General features: G+C 68.3%; 27 protein-coding genes and 1 tRNA gene. 5 read left to right on the top strand and 23 right to left on the bottom strand.

The features are described from left to right. Position 1 precedes the first annotated feature (1 nt). The 17 genes from HZF05_RS02645 to HZF05_RS02565 form a co-directional block, all read right to left on the bottom strand. Positions 2-586 (bottom strand): tail tape measure protein, encoded by a 585-nt coding sequence (locus HZF05_RS02645; protein WP_160365053.1) that lies wholly within the window; start codon positions 584-586, stop codon positions 2-4. After that, positions 579-782, bottom strand: coding sequence for a phage tail assembly chaperone (locus HZF05_RS21705; RefSeq protein WP_160365052.1), 204 nt, complete (start codon positions 780-782; stop codon positions 579-581). The genes HZF05_RS02645 and HZF05_RS21705 overlap by 8 nt, the downstream gene beginning before the upstream one ends. Beyond that, positions 779-1,093, bottom strand: coding sequence for a gene transfer agent family protein (locus HZF05_RS21700; RefSeq protein ID WP_160365051.1), 315 nt, complete (start codon positions 1,091-1,093; stop codon positions 779-781). The genes HZF05_RS21705 and HZF05_RS21700 overlap by 4 nt, the downstream gene beginning before the upstream one ends. After that, positions 1,090-1,497 (bottom strand): phage major tail protein, TP901-1 family, encoded by a 408-nt coding sequence (locus HZF05_RS02630; protein ID WP_160365050.1) that lies wholly within the window; start codon positions 1,495-1,497, stop codon positions 1,090-1,092. Before HZF05_RS02630 ends, HZF05_RS21700 begins: the two co-directional genes overlap by 4 nt. 12 nt (positions 1,498-1,509) lie before the next feature. Then, complete coding sequence (locus tag HZF05_RS02625; RefSeq protein WP_160365049.1) at positions 1,510-1,899, bottom strand: DUF3168 domain-containing protein; 390 nt, start codon at positions 1,897-1,899, stop codon at positions 1,510-1,512. Then, a complete protein-coding gene (locus HZF05_RS02620; RefSeq protein WP_160365048.1) occupies positions 1,896-2,099 on the bottom strand; it encodes a hypothetical protein in 204 nt (67 codons plus the stop codon). The genes HZF05_RS02625 and HZF05_RS02620 overlap by 4 nt, the downstream gene beginning before the upstream one ends. Continuing rightward, a complete protein-coding gene (locus tag HZF05_RS02615; RefSeq protein WP_160365047.1) occupies positions 2,096-2,422 on the bottom strand; it encodes a phage head completion protein in 327 nt (108 codons plus the stop codon). The genes HZF05_RS02620 and HZF05_RS02615 overlap by 4 nt, the downstream gene beginning before the upstream one ends. Continuing rightward, positions 2,419-2,943, bottom strand: coding sequence for a head-tail connector protein (locus HZF05_RS02610; RefSeq protein WP_160365046.1), 525 nt, complete (start codon positions 2,941-2,943; stop codon positions 2,419-2,421). Before HZF05_RS02610 ends, HZF05_RS02615 begins: the two co-directional genes overlap by 4 nt. Continuing rightward, positions 2,943-3,197, bottom strand: a complete 255-nt coding sequence (locus HZF05_RS02605) for a phage fiber-tail adaptor protein (RefSeq protein ID WP_160365045.1) — start codon at positions 3,195-3,197, stop codon at positions 2,943-2,945. Before HZF05_RS02605 ends, HZF05_RS02610 begins: the two co-directional genes overlap by 1 nt. 90 nt (positions 3,198-3,287) lie before the next feature. Then, the gene (locus tag HZF05_RS02600) at positions 3,288-4,406 is read right to left on the bottom strand and encodes a phage major capsid protein (RefSeq protein ID WP_160365250.1); all 1,119 of its coding nucleotides are present in this window, start codon (positions 4,404-4,406) and stop codon (positions 3,288-3,290) included. Positions 4,407-4,416: 10 nt separating this feature from the next. Then, positions 4,417-4,836 (bottom strand): HK97 family phage prohead protease, encoded by a 420-nt coding sequence (locus HZF05_RS02595; protein ID WP_160365044.1) that lies wholly within the window; start codon positions 4,834-4,836, stop codon positions 4,417-4,419. After that, positions 4,833-5,153: a DUF6127 family protein gene (locus tag HZF05_RS02590; RefSeq protein ID WP_160365043.1), complete on the bottom strand. Its 321-nt coding sequence runs from the start codon at positions 5,151-5,153 to the stop codon at positions 4,833-4,835. Before HZF05_RS02590 ends, HZF05_RS02595 begins: the two co-directional genes overlap by 4 nt. Then, positions 5,150-6,274 (bottom strand): phage portal protein, encoded by a 1,125-nt coding sequence (locus tag HZF05_RS02585; RefSeq protein WP_160365042.1) that lies wholly within the window; start codon positions 6,272-6,274, stop codon positions 5,150-5,152. The genes HZF05_RS02590 and HZF05_RS02585 overlap by 4 nt, the downstream gene beginning before the upstream one ends. A 27-nt stretch (positions 6,275-6,301) precedes the next feature. Next, complete coding sequence (locus HZF05_RS02580; RefSeq protein WP_160365249.1) at positions 6,302-7,579, bottom strand: DNA-packaging protein; 1,278 nt, start codon at positions 7,577-7,579, stop codon at positions 6,302-6,304. A gap of 40 nt (positions 7,580-7,619) precedes the next feature. Beyond that, positions 7,620-8,063, bottom strand: coding sequence for a hypothetical protein (locus HZF05_RS02575; protein ID WP_160365041.1), 444 nt, complete (start codon positions 8,061-8,063; stop codon positions 7,620-7,622). 130 nt (positions 8,064-8,193) lie between these two features. Further along, positions 8,194-10,059 (bottom strand): ABC-F family ATP-binding cassette domain-containing protein, encoded by a 1,866-nt coding sequence (locus tag HZF05_RS02570; RefSeq protein WP_160365248.1) that lies wholly within the window; start codon positions 10,057-10,059, stop codon positions 8,194-8,196. 44 nt (positions 10,060-10,103) lie between these two features. Next, a complete protein-coding gene (locus HZF05_RS02565) occupies positions 10,104-11,939 on the bottom strand; it encodes a hypothetical protein (RefSeq protein ID WP_160365040.1) in 1,836 nt (611 codons plus the stop codon). Between the two features lie 218 nt (positions 11,940-12,157). Here HZF05_RS02565 and HZF05_RS02560 point away from each other — a divergent pair, with 218 nt between their 5' ends. Then, complete coding sequence (locus HZF05_RS02560) at positions 12,158-12,961, top strand: ferredoxin reductase domain-containing protein (protein ID WP_160365039.1); 804 nt, start codon at positions 12,158-12,160, stop codon at positions 12,959-12,961. A gap of 140 nt (positions 12,962-13,101) precedes the next feature. Here the strand turns inward: HZF05_RS02560 and HZF05_RS02555 are convergent, their stop codons facing one another. Then, positions 13,102-14,559 (bottom strand): AMP nucleosidase, encoded by a 1,458-nt coding sequence (locus HZF05_RS02555; protein WP_160365038.1) that lies wholly within the window; start codon positions 14,557-14,559, stop codon positions 13,102-13,104. Between the two features lie 185 nt (positions 14,560-14,744). On the opposite strand from HZF05_RS02555, the gene HZF05_RS02550 reads away from it, so the two are divergent. Beyond that, positions 14,745-15,521, top strand: a complete 777-nt coding sequence (locus HZF05_RS02550; RefSeq protein WP_160365037.1) for a response regulator — start codon at positions 14,745-14,747, stop codon at positions 15,519-15,521. 67 nt (positions 15,522-15,588) lie between these two features. On the opposite strand, the gene HZF05_RS21695 is transcribed toward HZF05_RS02550, so the two are convergent. Continuing rightward, complete coding sequence (locus tag HZF05_RS21695; protein WP_160365247.1) at positions 15,589-16,026, bottom strand: DUF6456 domain-containing protein; 438 nt, start codon at positions 16,024-16,026, stop codon at positions 15,589-15,591. 337 nt (positions 16,027-16,363) lie between these two features. On the opposite strand from HZF05_RS21695, the gene HZF05_RS02540 reads away from it, so the two are divergent. Then, positions 16,364-16,930 (top strand): helix-turn-helix domain-containing protein, encoded by a 567-nt coding sequence (locus HZF05_RS02540; RefSeq protein ID WP_160365036.1) that lies wholly within the window; start codon positions 16,364-16,366, stop codon positions 16,928-16,930. 45 nt (positions 16,931-16,975) lie between these two features. Further along, a tRNA-Val gene (locus HZF05_RS02535) sits at positions 16,976-17,050 on the top strand. 55 nt (positions 17,051-17,105) lie between these two features. Here HZF05_RS02535 and HZF05_RS02530 read toward each other — a convergent pair. The 4 genes from HZF05_RS02530 to fliD form a co-directional block, all read right to left on the bottom strand. Then, positions 17,106-18,125: a lysozyme gene (locus HZF05_RS02530; protein ID WP_160365035.1), complete on the bottom strand. Its 1,020-nt coding sequence runs from the start codon at positions 18,123-18,125 to the stop codon at positions 17,106-17,108. Between the two features lie 32 nt (positions 18,126-18,157). Beyond that, complete coding sequence (locus tag HZF05_RS02525) at positions 18,158-19,063, bottom strand: helix-turn-helix domain-containing protein (RefSeq protein WP_160365034.1); 906 nt, start codon at positions 19,061-19,063, stop codon at positions 18,158-18,160. A 109-nt stretch (positions 19,064-19,172) separates the two neighbouring features. Next, positions 19,173-19,571, bottom strand: a complete 399-nt coding sequence (locus HZF05_RS02520) for a flagellar export chaperone FliS (protein WP_160365033.1) — start codon at positions 19,569-19,571, stop codon at positions 19,173-19,175. 36 nt (positions 19,572-19,607) lie between these two features. Continuing rightward, positions 19,608-21,164, bottom strand: a complete 1,557-nt coding sequence (fliD, locus tag HZF05_RS02515; RefSeq protein WP_343046819.1) for a flagellar filament capping protein FliD — start codon at positions 21,162-21,164, stop codon at positions 19,608-19,610. On the opposite strand from fliD, the gene HZF05_RS22250 reads away from it, so the two are divergent. Continuing rightward, on the top strand, positions 21,097-21,405 hold the full coding sequence (locus tag HZF05_RS22250; protein WP_343046820.1) for a hypothetical protein: 309 nt from the start codon (positions 21,097-21,099) through the stop codon (positions 21,403-21,405). The two genes, fliD and HZF05_RS22250, sit on opposite strands and share 68 nt — an antisense overlap. The last annotated feature ends 74 nt before the right edge of the window (positions 21,406-21,479 follow it).

Here is a 21,479-nt window from a genome sequence, read left to right as displayed (position 1 = left end):
GTCAGCGATCCGCCATGGCGAGCGCGCGCGAGACGGCGCGTGCCACCTGCCGGCTCGATTGCGCGAGCGCGCGCGGCTCGGTGCCGGTCGGCGCGTTGATGCTGATCGCGACGCGCACGTCGCGCGCCGGGGCGGAACCGGCGGTGGCGATACTACCGGCGGAGGTGGGCACGAACAGCTCCGGCCCCTGCTCGCCGACGACATAGGGGCGACCGGGCGAGACCGGCCCGCCCGTCGCGCGGCCCGGCAGACCGAGCACCGATGTCAGCAGGCCGGTGCCGAGTGACAGCAGTCCGCCGTCGCCGGAGCCACCCGAGCCGCCACCCAGCAGCGCCGCGATCCCGCTCTTCACCGCCTGCGCGGCGATCTCGGACAGAACCGACAGCGCGGTCTGCTCCAGATCCGCGAAGCTGAGCTTGCCCGATCGCACGGCCCGCGCCAGGCCATTCTCGATCAAGGTCGCCGCCCGGTCCGCGCCGGTGCCGAGCGAGGTCTGCAGCGACGCCTGCATCGCCGCCGTGTCCTGCGCGAAGGTCTGCGTGTCGGCGCGCACGCCGATCAGCAGCGTCTCTACCGTCTCATCCATCGGGGAATTGCTCCTTCAGGGCCGCGATCGTCAGGGCATCGGGCGGGGCCTCGCCCGCCGCTTGCGGCCCGGCGAGCGCGCTCAGTACCGTTTCCAGCTCCGCCGGGGTGGCGCGCCAGAACTCGTCCGGCCGCCACCCGGCGAGCGCGCCCGCGATGCCGGCGAGGCGCGCAGCCTGTTCGGCGAAGAGGCTCACAGCCCCTTCACGATCTGCCCGAGCAGCGTGCGCAGCACCGGGGTCAGCACCGCGATGCCGGCCTCGACCACCTGATCCCCGAAGCTCTCGCTGGTCAGATCGTCGGGCCTGCCGACGAGGCAGTGGAAGATCAAAGTCACCGTATCGGCGAGCGTGAGCTTGCCGGCGGCGGCCTGCTCGACCAGCGCGAAGAGCGGCCCCACCTGCTGCTCGGCGGCGACCAGGGCCGCGAAGCTGGGGCGGACGGTGAGTGTCTGGTCGCCGACGGTGAGCGCGGTTTCGCCCCGCGCGGGGTTTGCGGCATCGCTCATGCCGACACCACGGGACCAGAAGATTCGAGCGCCAGCGTATAGGCGCGCTCGCCGTTGAAATCGCCCGAATAATCGAGCTTGGTCAGCAGGAAGCGACCGGTGATCGTGTCGCCGCTCTCGAAGCTCAGTCGATAATCGTCGATCGTGCCGGCGAGCGCATTGGCCTTCAGCCGCGCCTCCGCCGCCGATCCGGTGAACACGCCGCTGCCCGCCACCGAGACGCTGCGCGTACCGGCGCCGGAGAGCAGTTCGCGCCACCCGCCGCTGTCCTTGTTGGTGATCGCCACCAGCTCGCCGGCGATCGAAAGCTGCGTCGTACGCAGCCCGGCGACGGTGGAGTAAACGGGCGTGGCGGTGCCGTCGCCGACCTTGAGCAGGAAGGCGCTGCCGCTTTCTGCGGGCATATCGATGTCTCCTCAGTTTTCGAGAGTGCGGACGCGGTAATCGAGCCGGCCTGCCCACGGCCCATCGGGATCGCGGACGATGCGGGCGCGCAGGAAGACGAGACTGGCGATGCGGTGCCCGTCGAGATCGTGCGACATCGCCTCGATCATGTCCTGCGTCTGGCCGAGCAGGGCGTGGAGCCGGGCAGGCGTCGCGCCGTCATCCCAGATCGCGATCGACAGGCGATGTTCGCGGCCGCGCCCCGTCTTGTGGCTCCAGTCGGTCGTCGAGCCGTCCGAGACGGCGATGTACGGGCAAACCGCATCGGCGGGCGGGCCATCGTAGATGCCGGTGACGTCGAACGACGCCGCACGGAGCGTCGCGACCAGTGCGCATTGCAACGCCTCGGCGGCCGTGCTCATCGCACCAGCCCGGCGAAGTCGCGCAACCGCGCGTCGGTGAGCGAGCGGGTCGCCAGATCGCGGCCGGTCAGTGCGATACCGCCCCCAACGAGCGAGACACGCACATCGGCGGGGACTTCGGCCGCGACGACGGCGGCGACGCGCGCCTCGGCGCCGGCAAGCGCGGCGGCGACGGCGGGGGACAGACGGATATCGGTCATCGATCCTCCTCCAGGGTCAGGGCGATGCGATCGGGCCAGGCGGGATCGGTCCCGACCGTGCGGACGGTGAGCAGCAGCAGGCGCCATTGCAGCCGGTCCCCCGGCGCGACGTCGGCCCCGACCCGCAGCACGGCCCGCCAGCGCGGCGTCGCGGTCGGCAGGTCGCCTTCGCCCCAGGCAGCGGCCGTGATCGGCTCGAGCGCCGCCCAGGCGCCCGCGACGACCGACCAGTCGCCAGCAGCACCGCCCAGATCGTCGCGATCGGCGGAGCGGCGCAGGATGGCGACGCGCTGGGTCAGCGCACCGGCGAATTCGGCGCTCATGCCAGCCGCATCCGGCGATAGGGGCGCCACAGCGCCGCGACGGCGGCGGGCGGCCCGGCATCGTCCGCCGCGTCGCGATGTGCATAGAGGTGGGCGACGAGGCGAAGCACACCCTGCCGCAGCGGCTCGGCCAGCGAGGGCCAGTCCGCGGCGAGGCCGGCGGTGTAGCCGACCAGCAGACGGCTCGCGACGGACGGCGCGGTCAGCCGCACCCAGCCGTCTCCGGAGGCATCGATGTCGATCGCATATGCTTCGACCGGCAGCGCCGTCGCCACGCCTGCCGGATCGAGCGTCGCCACCGAGGCGATCACGCTCACCGGGGTCGCGGGAAGCCGCTGCCATTCGGGGCTGCACGCCGGAATAGTGTCGGACCGTTCGCCGGAGATCAGGGCGAGGCCGGTGAAGCGCTCGCACAGACCGATCGCAACACCGGCGAGCGTCGCCAGCAGCGCGTCCTCGTCGCTGCCGTCGATGCGCAGATAGGCCTTGGCATCGGCCACAGCCTGCTCGGGCGCGGCCATCACGCCGCCTCCAGATCGAGCGAGCGCGTCAGCGTGCGATCGTCGGCCAGCGTCACGCGGTTGACGAGGCAATAGACGACGCCCCGCTCCCCGCCGCCGATCCGCACGGCGGTGATGCCCGGCGCGGACTCGACCGGATCGATCGTCAGGCCTTCGGGGCGGCAGGTCCAGGCGCTCTCCTCGATCGCGACGCCGAGCAGCCGCGCACGCGGCCACTCCACGCGATAATCGAGTGTCGCGTGCGGCGACTTCATCAGCATAAGGCGCACTCCGGCAGGACAGGAAAGAAAAGGCCCGCGCGATACGGATCGCGCGGGCCAGGCAGTCTCGGCGGAAAGGGGAGATCAGCTCGCCGAGAACCTGATCAGCTTGATCGCCTCCGAATTGGCCACGGCGCCGCCGATCCGGCGGGTCGCGTAGAAGTGGACGAAGGGCTTGTGGCTGAACGGATCGCGCAGGATCGCCGTCTCGCCCCGCTCGGCGATGAGGTAGCCGGCGTTGAAGTTGCCGAAGGCGATCGGCGTGGTGCCCGGTCCGATGTCCGGCATGTCGCCCGCCTCCACCACGGGATAGCCGAGCAGCGTATCGGGCTGGCCGGTGACGAGGCCGGGCGACCAGAGGAACTGGCCCTCCGTGGTCTTCATCTTGCGGATGACGGCGAGCGTCGCGGCGTTCATCACGAACACCGCCCCTTGGCGGTAGGGCGCGCGCAGCGACTGGACGAGATCGATCAGCAGGTCCTCGGGCTCGTCCGCCGGGAAGGCGCCGTCGACGCCGGTATAGAGATACTGGATCGTGCCGAACGGACGCACTCCGTCCACCTGCGATGTGTGCGGCACCTGCAGGAAGCCCTTGGGCTTGTTGACGCCGTCACCGTTGACGAAGGCGGCGCCCTCGGCGCGGGCGAACTCCTGCGCGATCTCGCCGGCCAGCCAGCCCTCGAGATCGAAGGCCGCATCGTCGAGCATCGCCTGCGTCGCCGCCGGATTGGCGAAGAGATCGCCCATCGGTGGCGCGATTTCGTTGAACACCGGCGTCGCGGTCTCGGCCCGCGCGGCGTCCTCGGCCGCCCAACCCGAGGTGATGCCGCCCGACGTCACCAGCTTGCGATAGCCCGCCGAGCCCACCGTCACGACATTGGCGATGCCGCGGATCGGCGAGATGTTGGACAGCGTGGAGGCGATCGCCGCGTCGATCTCCTGCGGCACGGCATAGCCGCCCGTGGAATCGGCGGTGCCGTCGATCGCCTTCACCTCGATGCCGGCGGCATTGCCGTGGCGAAGGTAGCGGTCGACGAACTGCTTGGCCTCGGGCGCGGCCGCCCCGGAAAGCGGCGCGCGGGCGGCGACGATGGTGCCGGCGTCGAGCTTGGCCTTCAGCGCCGCCATGCCGGCACGCAGCTCGGCGATGTCGTCGGCGCCGGCGAAGCTCGCCTCGAGCGGATCGTTCTTGGTCTCGTACATGAAGTTCTCCTCAGACATTCGTGTCCTCCTCGTGGACGGCATGGACCCGCGCACCGGGCTGCATCGGGAAAGTCACCAGCGAGACCTCGACCAGATCGAGATCGGTGAGCGTGCGACCGCGCGGGTGCGGCTCCTTGGCGCGCACGCGGTAGCCGAAGCTCAGGCCGCCGACGGCACCGTCGCGGAGCAAGGCGGCTGCCTCTGCGGCGTGGCCGGCATCGGGGGTTAAGCGCCCGATCACGCGCAGGCCGCGCGCATCTTCGGACAGGCTCTCGATCCGGCCGATCGGGCGCTCGGGGCGGTGCTGCCAGAGCAAGGGCACGCTCCTCCCGCCCTCCAGAGCGCGGGCGAAGGCACCCCGACGGATAACGTCGCCGCCGCGATCGACCTTGTCGAACAAGGCGGCATAGCCGGCGAAGCGCAGCGTCATCCGCGCACCAGCGGCACGAGGCCGAGCTTCACCGCCATGCCAAGCATGACGAGCGCGCAAAGGATCCGCACCACCCAGGCCGCCACGGCATTGCGCGCCGTGCGCTTGGCATCGCGCCAGGCGGAGAGCAGCTCGCGCAATTCGTCGAGATCGGCGCGGGCGGAAGGGTCGGCGAGGCCGAGCCGCTCCAGCGCCCGCGCCGCGCCGAGCTCGCTCGCTTCCTCGGCGACGGCGCGCAGCGTCAGCAGGTCGGCGCCTTCGCTGCGTCCCTGCTCGACGAGACGGGCGAGCAGCGCGCTTTCGGTTTCCGGGATCATGGCTGCGCCTCCTTCGGAGCGAAGCCGAGCATCTGGCGCTTCTCGTCGTCGCTCAGGAAATCGGCGTCGGCGAGCTGCGCCCAGAGCGCCGCCCGGTCGCTCGCCAGCGCCGGGATCGCGTCGAGATCGATCGCCAGCTTCAGATCCGGCCACCAGGCCGCGAGGCCGACGGCGAGCGCCGCAACGATCTTGTTCGCCAGCGGCAAGATGGTGAGCCGCCAGAGCGCCCGGTTCGCCTCGCTGTAATTGGCATAGGTGTTGTCGCCCGGCAGGCCGAGCATCATCGGCGGCACCCCGAAGGCCAGCGCGATCTCGCGCGCGGCCGCGGCCTTGAGGTTGATGAAATCCATGTCGGCGGGCGTGAGGCTCAGCGCTTGCCACTTGAGCCCGCCTTCCAGCAGCATCGGGCGCCCTGCGTTGCCGGCACCGGCGAAGCTCGCCTCCATCTCGGCGCGCAGGCGTTCGAGCTGGTCGGCGGTGAGCGTCGCGCCCGGTTCTCCGGGTTCGTAGACCAGGGCACCGGAAGGCCGCGCGGCGTTGTCGAGCAGCGCCTTGTTCCAGCGGGTCGCGGCGTTGTGGATCGCCACCGGGCCGGACGCGGCACCGAGACTGCCGAGGCCATAATGATCGTCGAGCGGATGCGTGGCGCGGATATGGATCAGCCCCGGCCTGCCGTCCGGCGCGGTGGCCGGGATGCGGATCGCATTGCCCGCCGCGCGGTAGCAATAGGCCACCGGCCAGCCGATCGCATCGGGCTCCACCGTCACCCGCTCCGGACGGAGCGGGAAGAGCATCGCCGGCATTCCATCGGCATCGCCGACGATCTGGATATAGGCGTTGCCGTGGAGCAGCAGGTGGGTAGCGACCGTCTCGATCAGCCCGCCGGAAATCAGCGCGGCGGCCGGATTCTCCTCCGGCGTGACATCGACAGTGACGCTACCCGCCCCCTCCGCGACGATCCGCACAGCACGCTGCGCGACGGCATTGCCGAGATAGGCGGCCCGTGCCTGCGCCTCGTAGCCCGACGGCCAGTCGCCATGCGGCGCCGGTATCGATCCGAAGGCACGCGTCAGCGCCGGCCGCGCGGTCGCCCGCGTGGTCTTCCAGTTGAACAAGCGCATGAAAGTCTCCCGAAAGAAATCCGGATGTCAGAGCAGTTTCAGGCCCGGCGTGCCGCGCCGCTCGAGCAGCAGCGCGGTCAGCGCCCAGACCAGCGCATCGGCGCGATCGGGCGAGCGGCCGGGACCTTGATAGCCGCCGTCCAGCGTGAAGCCGGCGAGTTCGTCCTCCATTGCCGGGAAGGCGCCGACATGCCGCACCTGCCCTCGCTCGTAGAGCACCGACACCGGCTCGGCCCGCGCCGCCTTGCCCCGCGAGGCGTGGACCAGCCGCACGGGCAGCGCGGCATCCCCGGCGCGCAACACGCTTTCCACCATCGCGCCGCCGTTATTGGCTTCTGCGATCACGCGATCCGCATGATGCCGCCGCGCCGCCGAGACGACCGCTGCCGCCCACCCCTCCGGCGCGCGGCCCTGCACGCTGGCATCCTCGATCACATAGCCGATGCCGTCGCGCCCCAGCGCCGCGACGACGATCCCACACGCATCCGATCCCGCCCCGGCGCCGGCCGGCGGATCGACCCCGATCACGATACGCACCGGATCGGGCATCTCCCGCACCCGGCACCGCTCGATCAGCGCGCGGGGCCAGAGCGCCCCCTCGATCTCCTCGACCAGCTCGCCGTCCAGCTCCTGCCGGCCGAGCCGGGTGCCGGCATAATCGGTCGTTACAGCGGCAATGAAGTCGGCAGAGAGATGATCCTTGTTGTCGCTCGTCCGCCCGCCGGTCCTCACCACGTCGCCGCGCTCCATCAGAGCGCGGAGCAGGGGCACCGGCCGTGGCGTGGTGGTCGCGACGATCCGCGGACGCTCGCCGATGCGCAGACCGAGCGCGAGATTGTCCCACGCCAATTGGGCGAACGGCCATTTGGCGATCTCATCGCACCATGCATGGCTATGCTGCGGCCCTCGCAATGCCTCCGGTTCGCTCGCTCCGTACAGACGCGCGACCGCCCCGTTCGGCCAGCGCAACCGGCGCAGCGACGGCTCCCAGACCGGGCGGCGCATCGGGCTGGCGACCGCCAGCAGCCCGCTGGCACCCTCCACCATCACCTGTCGCGCCTCGGACAGCGTGGCGGCCACCAGCGCGATCCGGGCGGTGCCGTCCGCCTCGGCGATGCCCCGCACCCACTCCGCACCCGCGCGCGTCTTGCCGAAACCGCGTCCCGCCATCAACAGCCACACCCGCCAATCGCCCGACGGGGGCAGCTGGCCGGGCATCGCCCAGAACGGCCAATGCCGCCTGAGCAACTCGCGTTCGGAATCCGTCGTCCCTTCGAAAGCGGCATGGCGGCGCACTTCGCCCATGCGTGCCAGCTGACCCGCCGTGAGCGTGCGCAGCGACCGCTTACCCGTCATGGCCGATGCGCCGGGCCATGCCGTCGATCACCGCCAGCACGTCGGCGTCGATCGCATCGGCGGCCTGCCCTGCGGCGATCGCCGTAACCGAGGATCGATGCGCCTTGAGCAGCGTCATCGCCATGCCTTCGGAATATTCGATCTTCTTCGTGGTGACGCCGCTCCTGGTGACCTCGACAGTGACGCCGTTGATCGCGCGTTCGAGCATCGCGAGTTCGAGCCGCGCATAGCCCTCGGTCAGAGCGACCTCCCAGTTGCGGCGAAAATCGGCCGACCGGATCCGGTGCTTGTAGGCCGCGCCCGGCGGCACCAGCGCCACCCGCTCCGACGCCGCGACATTCGAGCTGAGCGCGAGATGCTCGAGAAAGGTGCGCTCGCGCGTCTTGGTCCACTTGACCGGCCCCGCGGGGACCACCGTCCGCTTCGTCGCCATCGCCCCCTCCAGACATGCCGAGGGCCGGTCACGGTGTCACCACCGCCCGGCCCTCGACGCAATTCCTCAGCGTGCTCACCTTGTGCCAGATGAGCGTGACGATGTCAAGATAAAAGTGCGTATATGGTTATTAAGCGGATGCCTCCAGCGCCTCGCTGGCTTCCATCCATTCAGCCTCGACCGCTTCCTGCAGCCGCTCGACATCGCCGCGCCGCTTCATCAGCTGGCCCATCGTCATCAGCTTGAGCGATGGCGGCGGCGAACCCGCGAGCGCCGCGTCGATATCCGCCAGCGCCTTGGCGAGCCGCTGGATTTCGGCCTCGGCCTCCTTCACCTTCTTGCGCAGGCCGGCGGTCGCCTCGCGCCGCTCGGCCGCCGCCTTGCGATCTTCCTTCTTCGATCCCGCAGGCGAATCGGCTTTGGATGCCTCGCCGCCGCCCGAGACGATCAGCTTCGCATAATCCTCGATCGTTCCGTCGAACTCGGTGGCGGTGCCGTTGTCGACCAGGAACAACCGGTCGGCCACCATTTCCAGCATGTGCCGGTCGTGACTCACCACCACCACCGCGCCGCGATACTCGGCCAGCGCCTGCACCAGCGCCTCGCGGGTATCGACGTCGAGGTGGTTGGTCGGCTCGTCGAGGATCAGCAGGTGCGGCGCCGCATGCGTCACCAGCGCGAGCGCCAGGCGCGCGCGCTCGCCGCCCGAAAGCTTGCCGGTCTTGGTGACCGCCTTGTCCCCCGAAAAACCGAAGCGGCCGAGATGGTTGCGCACCGCGCCCGGCGTCGCCCCCTTCATCATCCGGCCCATATGATCGACCGGCGTGTCGTCGGGATCGAGCTCCTCGACCTGATACTGGGTGAAATAGCCGACCGACATCTTGGAGGCGGTGTTCATCGCGCCCTCCATCGTGGGCAACTGCCCGGCGATCAGCTTGGCGAGCGTGGTCTTGCCGTTGCCGTTGCGACCGAGCAGCGCCACCCGGTCATCGGGATCGAGCCGCAGCCCGAGATTGCGCAGGATCGGCTTGCCCGGCTCGTAGCCGACCGCCGCCTTGTCCAGCGTCAGCAGCGGCGGCCGCAGCCCCTCCGGATTGGGGAAGCCGAAGCTGAGCGACGGATCCTCCGCCACCGCCGCGATCGGCTGCATCCTCGCCAGCGCCTTGACGCGGCTCTGCGCCTGCTTGGCCTTGGAGGCCTTGGCCTTCCAGCGATCGACGAAGGCCTGCAGCTTCTCGCGCTCGGCGAGCTGCTTCTCACGCGCCGAGGCCTGCTGCGCCAGCCGCTCGGCGCGCTGCCGCTCGAAGCTGTCATAGCCGCCGACGTAGAGCGTGGTCTGCCCGCGATCGAGGTGGAGGATGTGATCCGCCACATTGTTGAGCAGGTCGCGCTCGTGGCTGATCAGCAGGATGGTGCCGCGATAGGCGCGCAGGAATCCCTCCAGCCACATCACCGCCTCGAGATCGAGGTGGTTGCTCGGCTCGTCGAGCAGCAGGAGGTCCGGATTGGTGAAGAGCAGGCTCGCCAGCGCCACGCGCATCCGCCAGCCGCCCGAGAAGCTCTCCATCGGTCGCGCCTGGGCCGCGTCGTCGAAGCCGAGGCCCTTGAGGATCACGCCCGCCCGCGCCGGCGCGGTATAGGCGTCGATCTGATCGAGCCGCTCGTAGATATGACCGAGCCGATCGGGATCGGTTTCGGTCTCCGCTTCCGTAAGGAGCGCCGCCCGCTCGGTATCCGCCTCCAGCACCGTGTCGAACGCCGAGACCGGCCCCCCCGGCGCATCCTGCCGGAGATAGCCGAACCTTGCCCCCTTCGGCATGTCGATCGCGCCGGTGTCGCTCTCGATCATGCCCGCGATCGCCTTCATCAGCGTCGACTTGCCGGCGCCGTTGCGGCCGATGAAGCCGACGCGCGCCCGGGGCGGGATCGCGGCCGAGGCATTCTCGATGATGGCGCGGCCGCCGAGGCGGATGGTGATGTCGCGATAGGAGAGCATGGCCGGGCCGGTACGCACGAATGCCCATCGGCACAAGCGCCGCCTCAGGCGGGAGAGGCGGCTCCCACCGGCTTCAACAGCCGCACCAGCCGCGCGACCTCGCCCTCCAGCACGCCGATGCGCCCGGTCAGCCGTATCTCGCGCGCGTCGCGCTGGCGGACGATGTGAATGGCGCGCGCCACCGGATCGGCGACGCCGGCCAGCGCCTCGCGCTCGTCCTTGCCGAAGAAGCTGCCGTCGGGGCGCGGGCCGAGCAGCACCCAGCCAATCGTCGCCGCCCCCGTCGCATGGAGCCTCAGGCGCAGCGGGAACATCGCATCCTCGCGCTCGCACTGGAGATTGTCGTTGTGCGAAGGCGCCCAGCCCTGCAACCACGTCTCCATCTCGCCGGTCTGCATATGGCGGGTGAGCGCGATACGCAGCGGCTCGTCCCCCTCGCCCAGCAGGATCGCCGCCCGCGACGCGCGCACCCCCTGCTCGAGCTGCGAGGCGACCGTCGCAAGCAACTGATCGAGCGAGGCGAACTCGCGCATGTCGTTCACCGTCTCGGGCAGGTCGCGCCGGAACTTGGCGAGCGCGCGCTGGAAGCGTTGCTCGGTCCAGCGGTGGACGCGGTTGTGCGCCGGCGCGATCAGCACCGCGGCCGCCGCCGCCGCGAGGCCGGCGGCGGTCGCCTGGCCGCCATCGCCGAAATATCGCTCGCCGAACACCTCGATCACCTGCTCGCACGCGGCGAAGGCGGCGCCCAGCATCAGCGTCAGCGCCGCATAGGCGGCCGATCGGCTGATCAGGGCGTCGGCGTCGTAGAGCCGGTAGCGCAGCAGCGAGACGAGGAGGCCACCGGCGAAGCAGCATCCGGCGAAGTTGCCGAAGATATCGGATGACAACGAGAGCCAAGGTCGCAACGGCGCATCCATGTAGAACGAGGCCAGGTCGTCCAGCAGCGCGCCCAGCAGGGTGAACAGGCACGCCCCGATGAAGCCGAGCAGCGCGAACTTCATCTGCTGGCGCTGCAGCCCTGCCGCGAGCGCGCGGAAGTTCAGGATGACGGCAATTCCGAGCAGCAGGATCGTGGACGCCGTCGTCACCTCGAACAGCACCGAGACGATCGCGCCGCCCGGCCAGTATTTCAACATCTCGCAACCGCCCGACAGCAAGGCGGCGGCGATCACCATGCGAGTCAGGCGAGAGCGGATATTGCCCGCCGGGAAGGCCGCCATCGCCGCAGTCAGCGCGATGTTGATGACCGCCTGAGGCAGATAGAAGAGGATCAGCGGAGGATCGGCCGAGAGCGTTCCCGGATCGACGCAGATCAGCAGGCCGCTGATCGCGACCAGAGCCGCGACGGGATCGCGCGGGCGCCGCAGGAACAGTAGCAGACTGGTCGCCAGCGTCAGTAAGTTGGCAGCTGTCGATGTTCCCCAGGCTAGCCAGACCCGGGCCGAATAGCTCATGCCACTGCGCGCATAGACGCGATCGATCAGATGGCTGTCACGTCGCAGCGTGATCGCCGAGCGCGATCCGTCGACATGCCGGATCAAAAGATCGAGCGGAGCCCCGTCAAGGCCGGCGAGCATGTCGGCCCATTGCATCTCGTTGCTCGGCACGGGTTTGCCGGCGACGGCGATCAGGACATCGCCCTTGCGCACCTTGGCATGCGCTTCGTCGCTGATCGGCGTGATCGGCGCACCGCCGGCGGTGCTTCGGTCCAGCCAGATACCTGCAGCATAATCGGCGCGGGACGCGGCCTCGTATCGGACCTGCGCCCGATAGCTCAGCATCACCGACGCGATCGCCGGGATCAGCAGCACGACCCACAGCACCCGATAGACCTGGAACGACCAGCCGCTGAGCGGCGGCAGATGATCCGGCAGCTTCATCCCCATGCGCCCCCAAGCCGCTGTTCGGCCAGCGAAACTCTAGATCGCGCGACCGCGCCGTCAAGCGGAAGGCCCAAGCGCAGGTTAATCGCCTGATACGACAATGCACTGGCATTTTGCAGCGCAACACGGCATGAGCCGACCTATGCTCGCGCCTTGTTGCGAACAATCCGCAATAACGATACAGGCGCCTTGGAATCGTTTACGGAGAAGTATCAGTGAGTGATCGCCACGCCTTCGAACCGACCGGAGCGCTCAGCGTCGAGACGGTCACGCGGGTCCATCACTGGAACGAGCATCTGTTCAGCTTCTCGATCACGCGCCCGGCGAGCTTCCGCTTCCGCTCGGGCGAGTTCGTGATGCTGGGCCTGCCCGACGGCCAGCGCCCGCTGCTGCGCGCCTTCTCCATCGCCAGCCCCTCTTATGACGAGACGCTGGAGTTCCTTTCGATCAAGGTGCCGAACGGCCCGCTGACCTCGCGCCTGCAAGGGATCAACGAGGGCGACGCGGTGTTCCTCGGCCGCAAGCCGACCGGCACGCTCGTCACCGACGCGCTGCTGCCCGGCCGCCGGCTGTTCCTGCTCGCGACCGGCACCGGCCTCGCGCCCTTCATGTCGCTGATCCGCGATCCGGACCTGTACGAGCAGTTCGCGCAGATCGTCGTGGTTCATTCGGTGCGCCGGGTCAGCGACCTCGCCTATCGCGACGTGCTGGAGGGCCAGCTCGCGGGCGATCCGCTGGTGCAGGACCAGGCGCTGCTCCAACTTCACTATGTCCCGACCGTGACGCGTGAGTCGTTCCACACGAACGTGCGCATCGGCACGCTGTTCGAGAACGGCACCTTGTTCGCCCCGCCGGTGACCGGCCCGCTTGAGCTCGATCCCTCGCAGGACCGCATCATGCTGTGCGGATCGATGGCGATGATCAAGGAGCAGGCGGCGATGCTCGACGCGCTCGGCTTCAAGGAAGGCTCCAACGCCGCGCCCGGCGACTACGTGATCGAACGCGCGTTCGTGGGGTGACCTGAAATTCCTCCTCAAGCTTGTCTTGGGGAGGGGGACCGCCGGCCGCAGGCCGGTGGTGGAGGGGCAGGCGCCGCGCATTTCCCCTCCACCACGCTTCGCGTGGTCCCCCTCCCGGAGCGAGCTCGGAGGAATTCACCTCACCTGAACGGCGGCTCGTCGAAGCTGCGAAGCTTGCGCGAGTGGAGCTTGCCGCCCTCCGCCCTCAACAATTCGATCGTCTCCAGCCCGATCCTGAGATGCTGCGAGATCGCGCGCTCGTAGAAGCGGTTGGCCTGGCCCGGCAGCTTGATCTCGCCGTGGATCGGCTTGTCCGACACGCACAGCAACGTTCCGTAGGGCACGCGGAAGCGATAGCCCTGCGCCGCGATCGTCGCGGATTCCATGTCGATCGCCACCGCGCGGCTCTGGTTGAAGCGCAGCGCCGACAAAGTGTAGCGCAGTTCCCAGTTGCGATCGTCGGTGGTCACCACCGTGCCGGTGCGCAGCCGGGTCTTGAGCTCCTCGCCGCTCTCGCCCGAGACGCGCTCGGCGGCGTGGAACAGCGCCTGCTGCACCTCGGCGATCGGCGGGATCGGAATCTCGACCGGCAGCACGTCGTCCAGCACGTGATCGTCGCGCAGATACGCATGGGCCAGCACGTAGTCGCCGATCGTCTGGCTGGGGCGCAGCCCGCCGCAATGGCCGATCATCAGCCACGCCTCGGGCCGCAGCACCGCGAGATGGTCGCAGATCGTCTTGGCGTTGGACGGGCCGACGCCGATGTTGACCAAGGTCACTCCGGCGCCTTCCGGCCCGATCAGGTGATAGGCCGGCATCTGCACCTTGCGCCAATTGCCCTCGACGATGGCGCGCTCGGCATCGGGCGTCTCGCGCGTGATCAGCACACCGCCCGCCACCGACAGCGCCTCATACGGGCTGTCCGGCTTGCGCAGCTCGGCGAGCGCCCAGGCCACGAACTCGTCCACGTAGCGGATATAGTTGGTGAACAGGATGTAGGGCCGGAAATCCTCGGCGGGCGTGCCGCTGTAATGCTTGAGCCGCGCCAGGCTGAAATCGACGCGCGGCCCCTCGAACAGCGCGAGCGGGCGGGTCGGATCATGCTCGAAGGCGAACAGGCCGTCGGCGATCTCGTCGCCGATGTCGTGCAGGCGCACCGACGGGAAGAAGCGCGCCAGCTCGCTCGCCTGCACGCCATCGAGGCTGAGTTCCTCGCTGCCGTCCAGCACATAGGGATAAGGGATTTCCTGGTCGGAGACGCCGACCGAGATCTGCACCTTGTAGTCGCGCACGAGCAGGCCGAGCTGATCCTCCAGATAGCGGCGGAACATCCGCGGGCGGGTGATGGAGGTGGCGTAGCTGCCCGACTGGTTGAGCCGCGCATAGGCGCGGGTGAAGCGCGGGATCGGGCCGGCCGCCTCATAATCGACGCGCAACTCCGGATAGGCGAACTGTCCGGTGCCCCGGGCGACGCCCTCGGGCAGCTTGCCGTCGGCCATGAAGGCCGCGATCGCACGACGCAGGTTGGCTGCCGATGCTTCGTGGCGCTCGGTGAGCTCATCGAGGATCGCGGGGATATCTTCGATATGGGTGGTCAAACGGAAGGTCTCCTTCTCTTTTGTTGTTGGCGGGGGCGCATCGACGCGGCGCCCGCTCGCAGGCCCGGGACGACCGGGCCGTCGCCTTACGTAGCGCGGAATTGTGGCAATGGGGAGACGGCTGTCACACGTTGACCTTTCCCCCGCGTGCGCACACCATCGCCCGGCATCAGCGAAGGCGGCGGATGACCATCAAGGATTTCATCGAGCTTGCGAAAGCACTCGTCCCACTCGCATGGCCGCTCATTCTGGCGATCATGCTGTGGAAGCTCTTTCCAGCCATCAAGACCATCGTTGGATCGCCGACTTTCTCCATCAAGGTCGCGGGCATGGAGATCGGCGTCCAGGATGCGACCAGCCAGCTCAGCAAGCAGATCGAGGATCTGCAGACTCAGGTGATCGAGCTTCGGCGTGTCTCCATGCCGGGCGCCGTTATCTCTGCTGCTGCCCTGCCCATCCAGGCCCCGCTATCGCCGGCGAACGAGCCCGAGGGGTCGGAGGTTTCGCCGTCCGTGACCGGCGCCGGCGGGGCGGATCGGCCAGCGCGTTCGCTTGAATCTGGCGCACGGCGAAGCAAGACGATATTGTGGGTCGACGACAGGCCTACAAACAATGCTTTCGAAATCTCGCAGCTGGAAAATCAGGGTATCAGCGTTCGTCAGGCCCGATCAACCGAAGAAGCGATGTCTGTCCTGCGGCAACTCGCCGAAGTCGGCGCAGTCATTTCCGATATGGGCCGCCACGAAAATGGCATTTATGACAGGCATGCTGGCCTCACCTTGCTGACCGCGCTTCGTCAGGCGGGGCTGCATATGCCGTTTCTGGTCTATTCGTCCGCGTCGCATATCCGGCAGAACGATAAGCTTGTGCAAGCTGCAGGTGGAGACGGTGCAACGGCATCCGCCGTCGAATTGCTGGAGTGGATCGGATCGAGCTTCCACAAACCTCACCCCGAGCCCTAGCGAAAAGTCCCAGGATTACGCCTTTCCGGCCAACGGCCACCGGTCTTGGCGATTCCATGTGACGGGCTCACCCCAGCCCATAGAAATCCGCCAGCCGGTCGAGCGCCAGCGTCAGCACCACGCGGCCCGCGCGCGCCGGCCAGCCGAGCGCGCGTTCGGCCGTCTCCATGCTCTCGCCCGCGCAGACGATGCGCCAGAGCACGTCCTTCAGCCCTGGCCCGACCGCATCCAGCGCGGCCTCCATCCGCCGCTTCGCCGCGATCTGGGCGAGCGTGGGGTCGAGGCCGTCTCCGGTCGAGCGGGCACCCGCATCCCAGCGCATCGTGACGCGGGGACCGAGGCCCGCCACCGTCCAGTCGCCGCGCAGCCGCTCGCCCGCCTCATATTGCCGCGCGTCGACCAGCCCGCGCGCCTTCAGCCAGCCGAGCGGCGATTCGGCCAGGTTCACCGTCACGCTGCGGGCCGGGCGCCGCGCCTTGTCGCGGGGCCGGCCATCCTGCGGCAACGGGCGCTCGGCGAGCAGGCGGTTGCCGACTTCCGCCCGCCGCCGCGCCCAGGCCTGCCCCGCCGGAGCGAGTGCCAGCGCGTCGCCCACCGTCAGCAGGTCGCGCCGCTCCAGCTCGGCGACCAGCGCGTGCGGCGCGATCAGCGGCCCGGCCGCCCAGCCGCCCTCCCTTCGGCCAAAGCATCGCCCCTCGGCCAGCGCTGCCAGTACCCGATTCGCCTGCTCGCTCAGAGTCATGGCCATGAGAATGTTCCTGTTATGTTCCACGCTGGCCTCCACTTGCCACAAAGGATATGCTGTAGGAAAGGGAGTAACCGTTCGGGTTAGGAGATTCGGCATGATCACGCGTATCCGTGACGTGCGCAAAGCCAAGGGGCTGACGCTGGCGGAAGTGGCCGAGCGCTGCGATCCACCGACTACGGCGCAGACGATCGGCCGGCTGGAGACGGGCACGCGCACCGTCTCGGTCGGCTGGCTGAACCGCATCGCGAGGGCGCTCGGCGTCGAGGCGGCGGACCTCGTGCAACTGCCCGACACGGTGGACCTGCCCGTCGCCGCGATCCTCGGCGCGAACGGCGCGGTGGCGCCGCGCCAGAGCTCGGTCGCGACCCCGCCCCGGCCGGAAGCGGGCGCGCTGGCGCTGCTCGTCGAGGCCGGCGCCGGCGACTATCGCGCGGGCGACACGGTGTGGCTGGAACGGCTGGCGCCCGACGCCTTCGGCCAGGCGCTCAACCGCGACGTGCTGCTGCCGCGCCCGGCCGGCCGCTTCCTCTTCGGCCGGCTGATCGGCCGCGAGCCGGGCAAGCTGCAGGTGCTGCCGCTTACCAACGGCGGCCGCCAGCAGGTGATCGCCGATCCGCCCTGGCTCGGCCTCGCGACCCGGCTGGTGCGCCCGCTGGGCTGAGCGCTTGCGCACGGACGGAGGAGCGGGCATAGGCGCCCGCTCAGTGGGCGGTTAGCTCAGCGGTAGAGCGGCTCGTTTACACCGAGCGGGTCGGGAGTTCGATCCTCTCACCGCCCACCACATCTTGAATCTTCCGATCGCGACAGCCCTGCGGCAATCTCGTCTTCCGCCCGGATCATTTCTTCTGCCAAAGCGATGCTTCTGCAGCGCGCCGCTGAACGAGGCCCGACATCTCCTTCCCGCCGGCCTTGGTCCAGCGTTTCAATTCATCGGGCACTTTGTCGAACTGTCCCGAGTTGATCAGTGTCGGGATGTGGCTACGGGTGAAATTCGCTGCCCCGACATTCAGTACGAACGACGCGAGAGCATCGCGTTGGTCGGTCGTCAGATGCACTCTGATTGTCTTATCGACCACCTGATAATAGGGGGCCATATCCTGGATCAGCAATGCTTTGGATTGGTCGGGAGAAATACCATCCCGATAGTGAACGGGCTTCCCCGCAATCATGATGATACCGGAATTCAATTCCTTGTCGGTCAATTTGTGCTCGGCCCCTATCATTGTCCATCCAGCGGGATCCTTGTAGGGCGTCGCTTGAAAGCCTTCGAATTCGGATATCAGCTTCAGCCCGGCGGCGCCCGGAACGCTATTCGAGGAAGGCGCATTGGATGGTGTTTCGACGATTGGCGCAGACGGTATCTCGCCCGTCTTCAAGCCCGAATCTCGCTCCAGCTGCCGCGAAAAATCGTCAGGCAAATCAATGTAGCCAGCCTTGGAGAACCACAGCAGATTCTTCGCGCGTTGCGCCGCCTGTAGCTGCAGGCTGAGGCCCGCCGGTACGTCGCTCGCCTTCAAAATTACCGAGGTTTCCTGCTCGCGCTTCTTGATCACATAGTCGCCGTACTTGCCGGCGGCCGTGCCGAGAAGCCCGATGGCCGCGCCGATCAACACGACACCAGTCGACGAAAACAGCATGTGAAACCCGGACGCGTTTTGCTTTTCGGAAGCGACCTTGGCTTGGGCAAGGTCCAACTCTTCCCGTCTAATCGCCAGCTCCAATCGCTTGAGCCGGATATCGGCGGCAAGTTTGGCGCGTTCGAGACGCTCCGAAGTCGATGCCTTGAGATTGGCTGGCGCCGTCATGCCGAATCCGCCCCCGAGCAGGACATTTGCTCGAAAGAGCGTCTCACGCAAACCGGTATCGTTGCAAGTGGGACGGCACGCCCCTACCCCACCGGCACCACCACCCCCTTCGCCGCCGCCAGATACGCGTCCATCCCAGCGACCGCGCCGTCGCTCAGGCCGATGAACACGCGGCGGCCGTCGGTCGGGTCGGGCTTGCGCACCAGGATCGCCTGCTCGGTCATCTGGGTGATCCAGCGCAGCGCGGTGGTCGCCGGCACGGCGGCGGCGATGCAGAGGCTGGAAACGGCGACCATCCGCCCCTCCAGCCGCGCGGCGGTGAGATCGAGCAGGATGTCCCAGGCAGGATCGGCGAACAGCTCGGGAATGAAATGCTGGCCGCGCATCCGGCGCAGGCGGATGAAGGCACGGACGAGTGCGCTGTCGCCCGATGCCAACGCGCGCGGCTCCGGGATCACGCGTTCGGCCTCGTCGGCGGACATGCTCGCCAGCATTCGAGCGATGCGGCCGACCTCCTCGCTCAGCTCGGCAAGGCGGCGCTTGCCGGCGGCCCCGCCTTCCTCCACCCACGGCGAGGGCAGCTCGGCGAGCTCCGCGAACGCCGCGTCCAGTTCCTCATCGCGCGGCGCGATCAGAATGCGCACCGTGGTACCGGATATGCGCGCGGTGACGATGTCGATCAGCTCCGGAGGTACGACCAGCAACGCGAAGAGGCGCCCCGCCGCAACGCCCATCGCCTCGATCCGCGCAAGTAGCTGGTCGAGCGCGGCGCCCTCGTCGGCCATGATATCGAGAACGACGCCCGCCGCCGCCACCTGACGCTCGATCCGGGGCAGCGCATCGGCGACCGGTGCCGAGGCCACGACGCGCGCGCCGCTTCCCGCGATGCGATCGGCCAGCATCGCGCGTCGGGCCTGATCGTTGCCGAACAGCAGCACGGCCGGCGACAGCAGGCGATGATAGGGGATGTCGGCGGGAAGCGCGTTCATCGAGACCTCCGTTCCATTTCTGTTCCAGTATTGCACCGGAACGGATGGAGGTCATCCGCAAAATGAATCCTAAACGGAGGTAATTTCTCTCGGGTTTGGTCCTGGCCTCTTACCCGATCTGCGACCAAGCGCCGGAAATCTCGGCGATCATGGCGCGCGCCTGCTGGATCGGCTCGACGTCGTTGGAGTCGCTGCCGGTCACAATCAGGCGGCGCGCCTCCCGGTAGATGGAGGAAAGCCCGGCCGCGATCTCGCCGCCCTGCTTGCGATCGAGACTGCCTTCGAGACCGAGCAGGATGGCATTCGCGCGCGCGCGCCGCAGAATCACGCCCGAGCGGTTGAGCGTGCCGTTCGCGCCGAGGCCGACGATCAGCGTGTCGAGATTCTTGAGCAGCTCCTCGAACAGCACCACCACCAGCTGGTGCGGCGAAGAGGCTTCGACGCGCGCGCCGATGTCGACGTTCGCATAGCTCTTTTTGGCGCTGCTGGCATAACCGGTCGCATACATTGCGGTGAAATCCTGTGTTCAAAGCTGGAAGAGGGATCAGCTGGCGTTCGGGTTCGTCCAGAGCGCGACCTGCTGGGTGAGATAGGCCTGGGTCGACTTGTAGCCGCTCACCAGCGTGTTCATCTGGGTGAACTGGGTGACCAGGCGATCGTGATAGACCGTCACTTGCGCGTCCGCCTTGGTCAGCTGGTCGGCGAGTGTTGTCTTCTGCGTGTTGAGGCTGTCCGACAGCGTGGCGATCGCACCGACCGGCTTGCCGCCCGACGTCGCCGTCAGGCTGCCGATCAGCGACGAGAGGACGCCGCCCAGCCCCTGGTTGACGGTGATCGTCGCGGTGCTCGGCGTGCCCGAGAGGATCTGCAAGGTCAGCCCGTCGGCGCCCTGGCCGGTGGCCGCGGTCAGGTTCCAGCTGGAGGCGGACATGGGGATGCCGTTGATCGAACCGGTCGCGTTGCCGCCGCCGGTGGCGGGGGTGAGGCCGGTAACCTGGAACACGCCCGACGCCGACGAGCCCGCCGCACTGGTGATCACCACCTTGCCGCTGCTGCTCGACTGCGAGGTGACGAACATCGCCTCGACGTCGTCGGGATATTTGGTCAGCATCGAAGACAGGGTCGAGCTGTCCACCGAGAGCGTACCGTCCTGCGCCGTCTTGACCCCGAGTTCGGCCAGCGTGCGGATCGAGCCCGATGCGTTGAGCGGCGTCGTGCTCAGCTGCGAAAGCTGGGTCTTGAGCTGGCGCAGCGCTGCGTTGCCGCGCAGCGGGCCGGCGGAGGCGGTGCCGCTGGATGCCGCCGTGTCCGTATTGATCTCGGAAAGCAGCTGGTTGTAGGCGGTGACGAAATCGTTGACCGCCTCGGTGATCGCGTCGTTCGGGCGCGTCGAACTCAGGTTGACGGTGCCGACCTTGCTCAGCGTCATCGAAACGCCGGGGATCACGTCGTTGAAGGTGTTGGAGCTGCGTGTGACGGTCACGCCGTCGACGGTGACGCTGGCATCCTGCGCGGCCTGCGTCCGGGTGAGGCCGCTGGACGCGGTGCCGTCGTAGGACAGAGCGGAGAGCGACTGGCCGCCGGTCGGCTGGGTTGCGGTCGAATCGTCGGCGGCAGCCAGCGTGAAGCTGTTGGCAGCGCCGCTCGTGCCCTTGAGCACCATCGTGGCGGTGCCGTCCGATCCGGTGATGATGCTGGCGGTGACGCCGGCGCCCGCCGAATTGATCGCCTGCGCAACACCGGAAAGCGTGTTGTTCGTGCTGTCGATATTGATCGCGACCGGCGAGCCCGTGCCCACGGTCAGCGTGAGGGTGCCGGTGTTGAACGCCTGCGTGGTGCTGTAGGTCGCCGACTTCACGGTCTGCGCCTGTGCCAGCGCGTTCACCGTCACCGATTGGTTGAGCGCGCCGACCGGCGTGCCCGCCACCGCCGACACCGTCATCACGCTGGTGTCGGACGAGACCGGCTGCGTCTGCAGCGTGCCGCCCTGGATCAGCGTGTTGAGCGACGACGAGAAGGTGTTGAGATCACTGGTGAGCGTTGCCACCGCGCTGATCTGCGCGGTGTTGGTCGCCTGCTTCGCGGTGATCGGATCTTCCAGCGAGGATTTCTGTGCCGCCGTCAGCTGGGTGACCAGCGAGCCCGTGTCGATGCTGGCACCGTTCGCGTTCAGGCTCGACAGGATCGTCGAGCCGATCGACGAATTGCTGCTGGACGACGAGGAGCTGCTGCTCGTCGTCGATGTCGTGGCGGCGGTGCTGGTGCTGCCCGTGGTCGAGCTCGTCGTCGTCATGGTCGTGTCCTCGGCTTCAAGGACGACCGTACCGGCCAAATCTTTATAGGCCGTTCACACCCGTTTACCATTTTTGTCGGATTGCGGTACCGGCCCGCTCCCCCACCCGGCCTCCCGATCTAG

Source organism: Sphingomonas chungangi (assembly GCF_013778325.1).
GTDB lineage: Bacteria > Pseudomonadota > Alphaproteobacteria > Sphingomonadales > Sphingomonadaceae > Solisphingomonas > Solisphingomonas chungangi.
This window is presented reverse-complemented; position numbering and strand designations above follow the sequence as displayed.

What these genes read in the sequence shown, in the direction of transcription:
- HZF05_RS02645 (WP_160365053.1), bottom strand. Translation starts at nt 586, where the DNA reads ATGGATGAGACGGTAGAGACGCTGCTGATCGGCGTGCGCGCCGACACG.
- HZF05_RS21700 (WP_160365051.1), bottom strand. Translation starts at nt 1,093, where the DNA reads ATGAGCGATGCCGCAAACCCCGCGCGGGGCGAAACCGCGCTCACCGTC.
- HZF05_RS02630 (WP_160365050.1), bottom strand. Translation starts at nt 1,497, where the DNA reads ATGCCCGCAGAAAGCGGCAGCGCCTTCCTGCTCAAGGTCGGCGACGGC.
- HZF05_RS02625 (WP_160365049.1), bottom strand. Translation starts at nt 1,899, where the DNA reads ATGAGCACGGCCGCCGAGGCGTTGCAATGCGCACTGGTCGCGACGCTC.
- HZF05_RS02620 (WP_160365048.1), bottom strand. Translation starts at nt 2,099, where the DNA reads ATGACCGATATCCGTCTGTCCCCCGCCGTCGCCGCCGCGCTTGCCGGC.
- HZF05_RS02615 (WP_160365047.1), bottom strand. Translation starts at nt 2,422, where the DNA reads ATGAGCGCCGAATTCGCCGGTGCGCTGACCCAGCGCGTCGCCATCCTG.
- HZF05_RS02610 (WP_160365046.1), bottom strand. Translation starts at nt 2,943, where the DNA reads ATGGCCGCGCCCGAGCAGGCTGTGGCCGATGCCAAGGCCTATCTGCGC.
- HZF05_RS02605 (WP_160365045.1), bottom strand. Translation starts at nt 3,197, where the DNA reads ATGAAGTCGCCGCACGCGACACTCGATTATCGCGTGGAGTGGCCGCGT.
- HZF05_RS02600 (WP_160365250.1), bottom strand. Translation starts at nt 4,406, where the DNA reads ATGTACGAGACCAAGAACGATCCGCTCGAGGCGAGCTTCGCCGGCGCC.
- HZF05_RS02595 (WP_160365044.1), bottom strand. Translation starts at nt 4,836, where the DNA reads ATGACGCTGCGCTTCGCCGGCTATGCCGCCTTGTTCGACAAGGTCGAT.
- HZF05_RS02590 (WP_160365043.1), bottom strand. Translation starts at nt 5,153, where the DNA reads ATGATCCCGGAAACCGAAAGCGCGCTGCTCGCCCGTCTCGTCGAGCAG.
- HZF05_RS02585 (WP_160365042.1), bottom strand. Translation starts at nt 6,274, where the DNA reads ATGCGCTTGTTCAACTGGAAGACCACGCGGGCGACCGCGCGGCCGGCG.
- HZF05_RS02580 (WP_160365249.1), bottom strand. Translation starts at nt 7,579, where the DNA reads ATGGGCGAAGTGCGCCGCCATGCCGCTTTCGAAGGGACGACGGATTCC.
- HZF05_RS02575 (WP_160365041.1), bottom strand. Translation starts at nt 8,063, where the DNA reads ATGGCGACGAAGCGGACGGTGGTCCCCGCGGGGCCGGTCAAGTGGACC.
- HZF05_RS02570 (WP_160365248.1), bottom strand. Translation starts at nt 10,059, where the DNA reads ATGCTCTCCTATCGCGACATCACCATCCGCCTCGGCGGCCGCGCCATC.
- HZF05_RS02565 (WP_160365040.1), bottom strand. Translation starts at nt 11,939, where the DNA reads ATGAAGCTGCCGGATCATCTGCCGCCGCTCAGCGGCTGGTCGTTCCAG.
- HZF05_RS02550 (WP_160365037.1), top strand. Translation starts at nt 14,745, where the DNA reads ATGACCATCAAGGATTTCATCGAGCTTGCGAAAGCACTCGTCCCACTC.
- HZF05_RS02540 (WP_160365036.1), top strand. Translation starts at nt 16,364, where the DNA reads ATGATCACGCGTATCCGTGACGTGCGCAAAGCCAAGGGGCTGACGCTG.
- HZF05_RS02525 (WP_160365034.1), bottom strand. Translation starts at nt 19,063, where the DNA reads ATGAACGCGCTTCCCGCCGACATCCCCTATCATCGCCTGCTGTCGCCG.
- HZF05_RS02520 (WP_160365033.1), bottom strand. Translation starts at nt 19,571, where the DNA reads ATGTATGCGACCGGTTATGCCAGCAGCGCCAAAAAGAGCTATGCGAAC.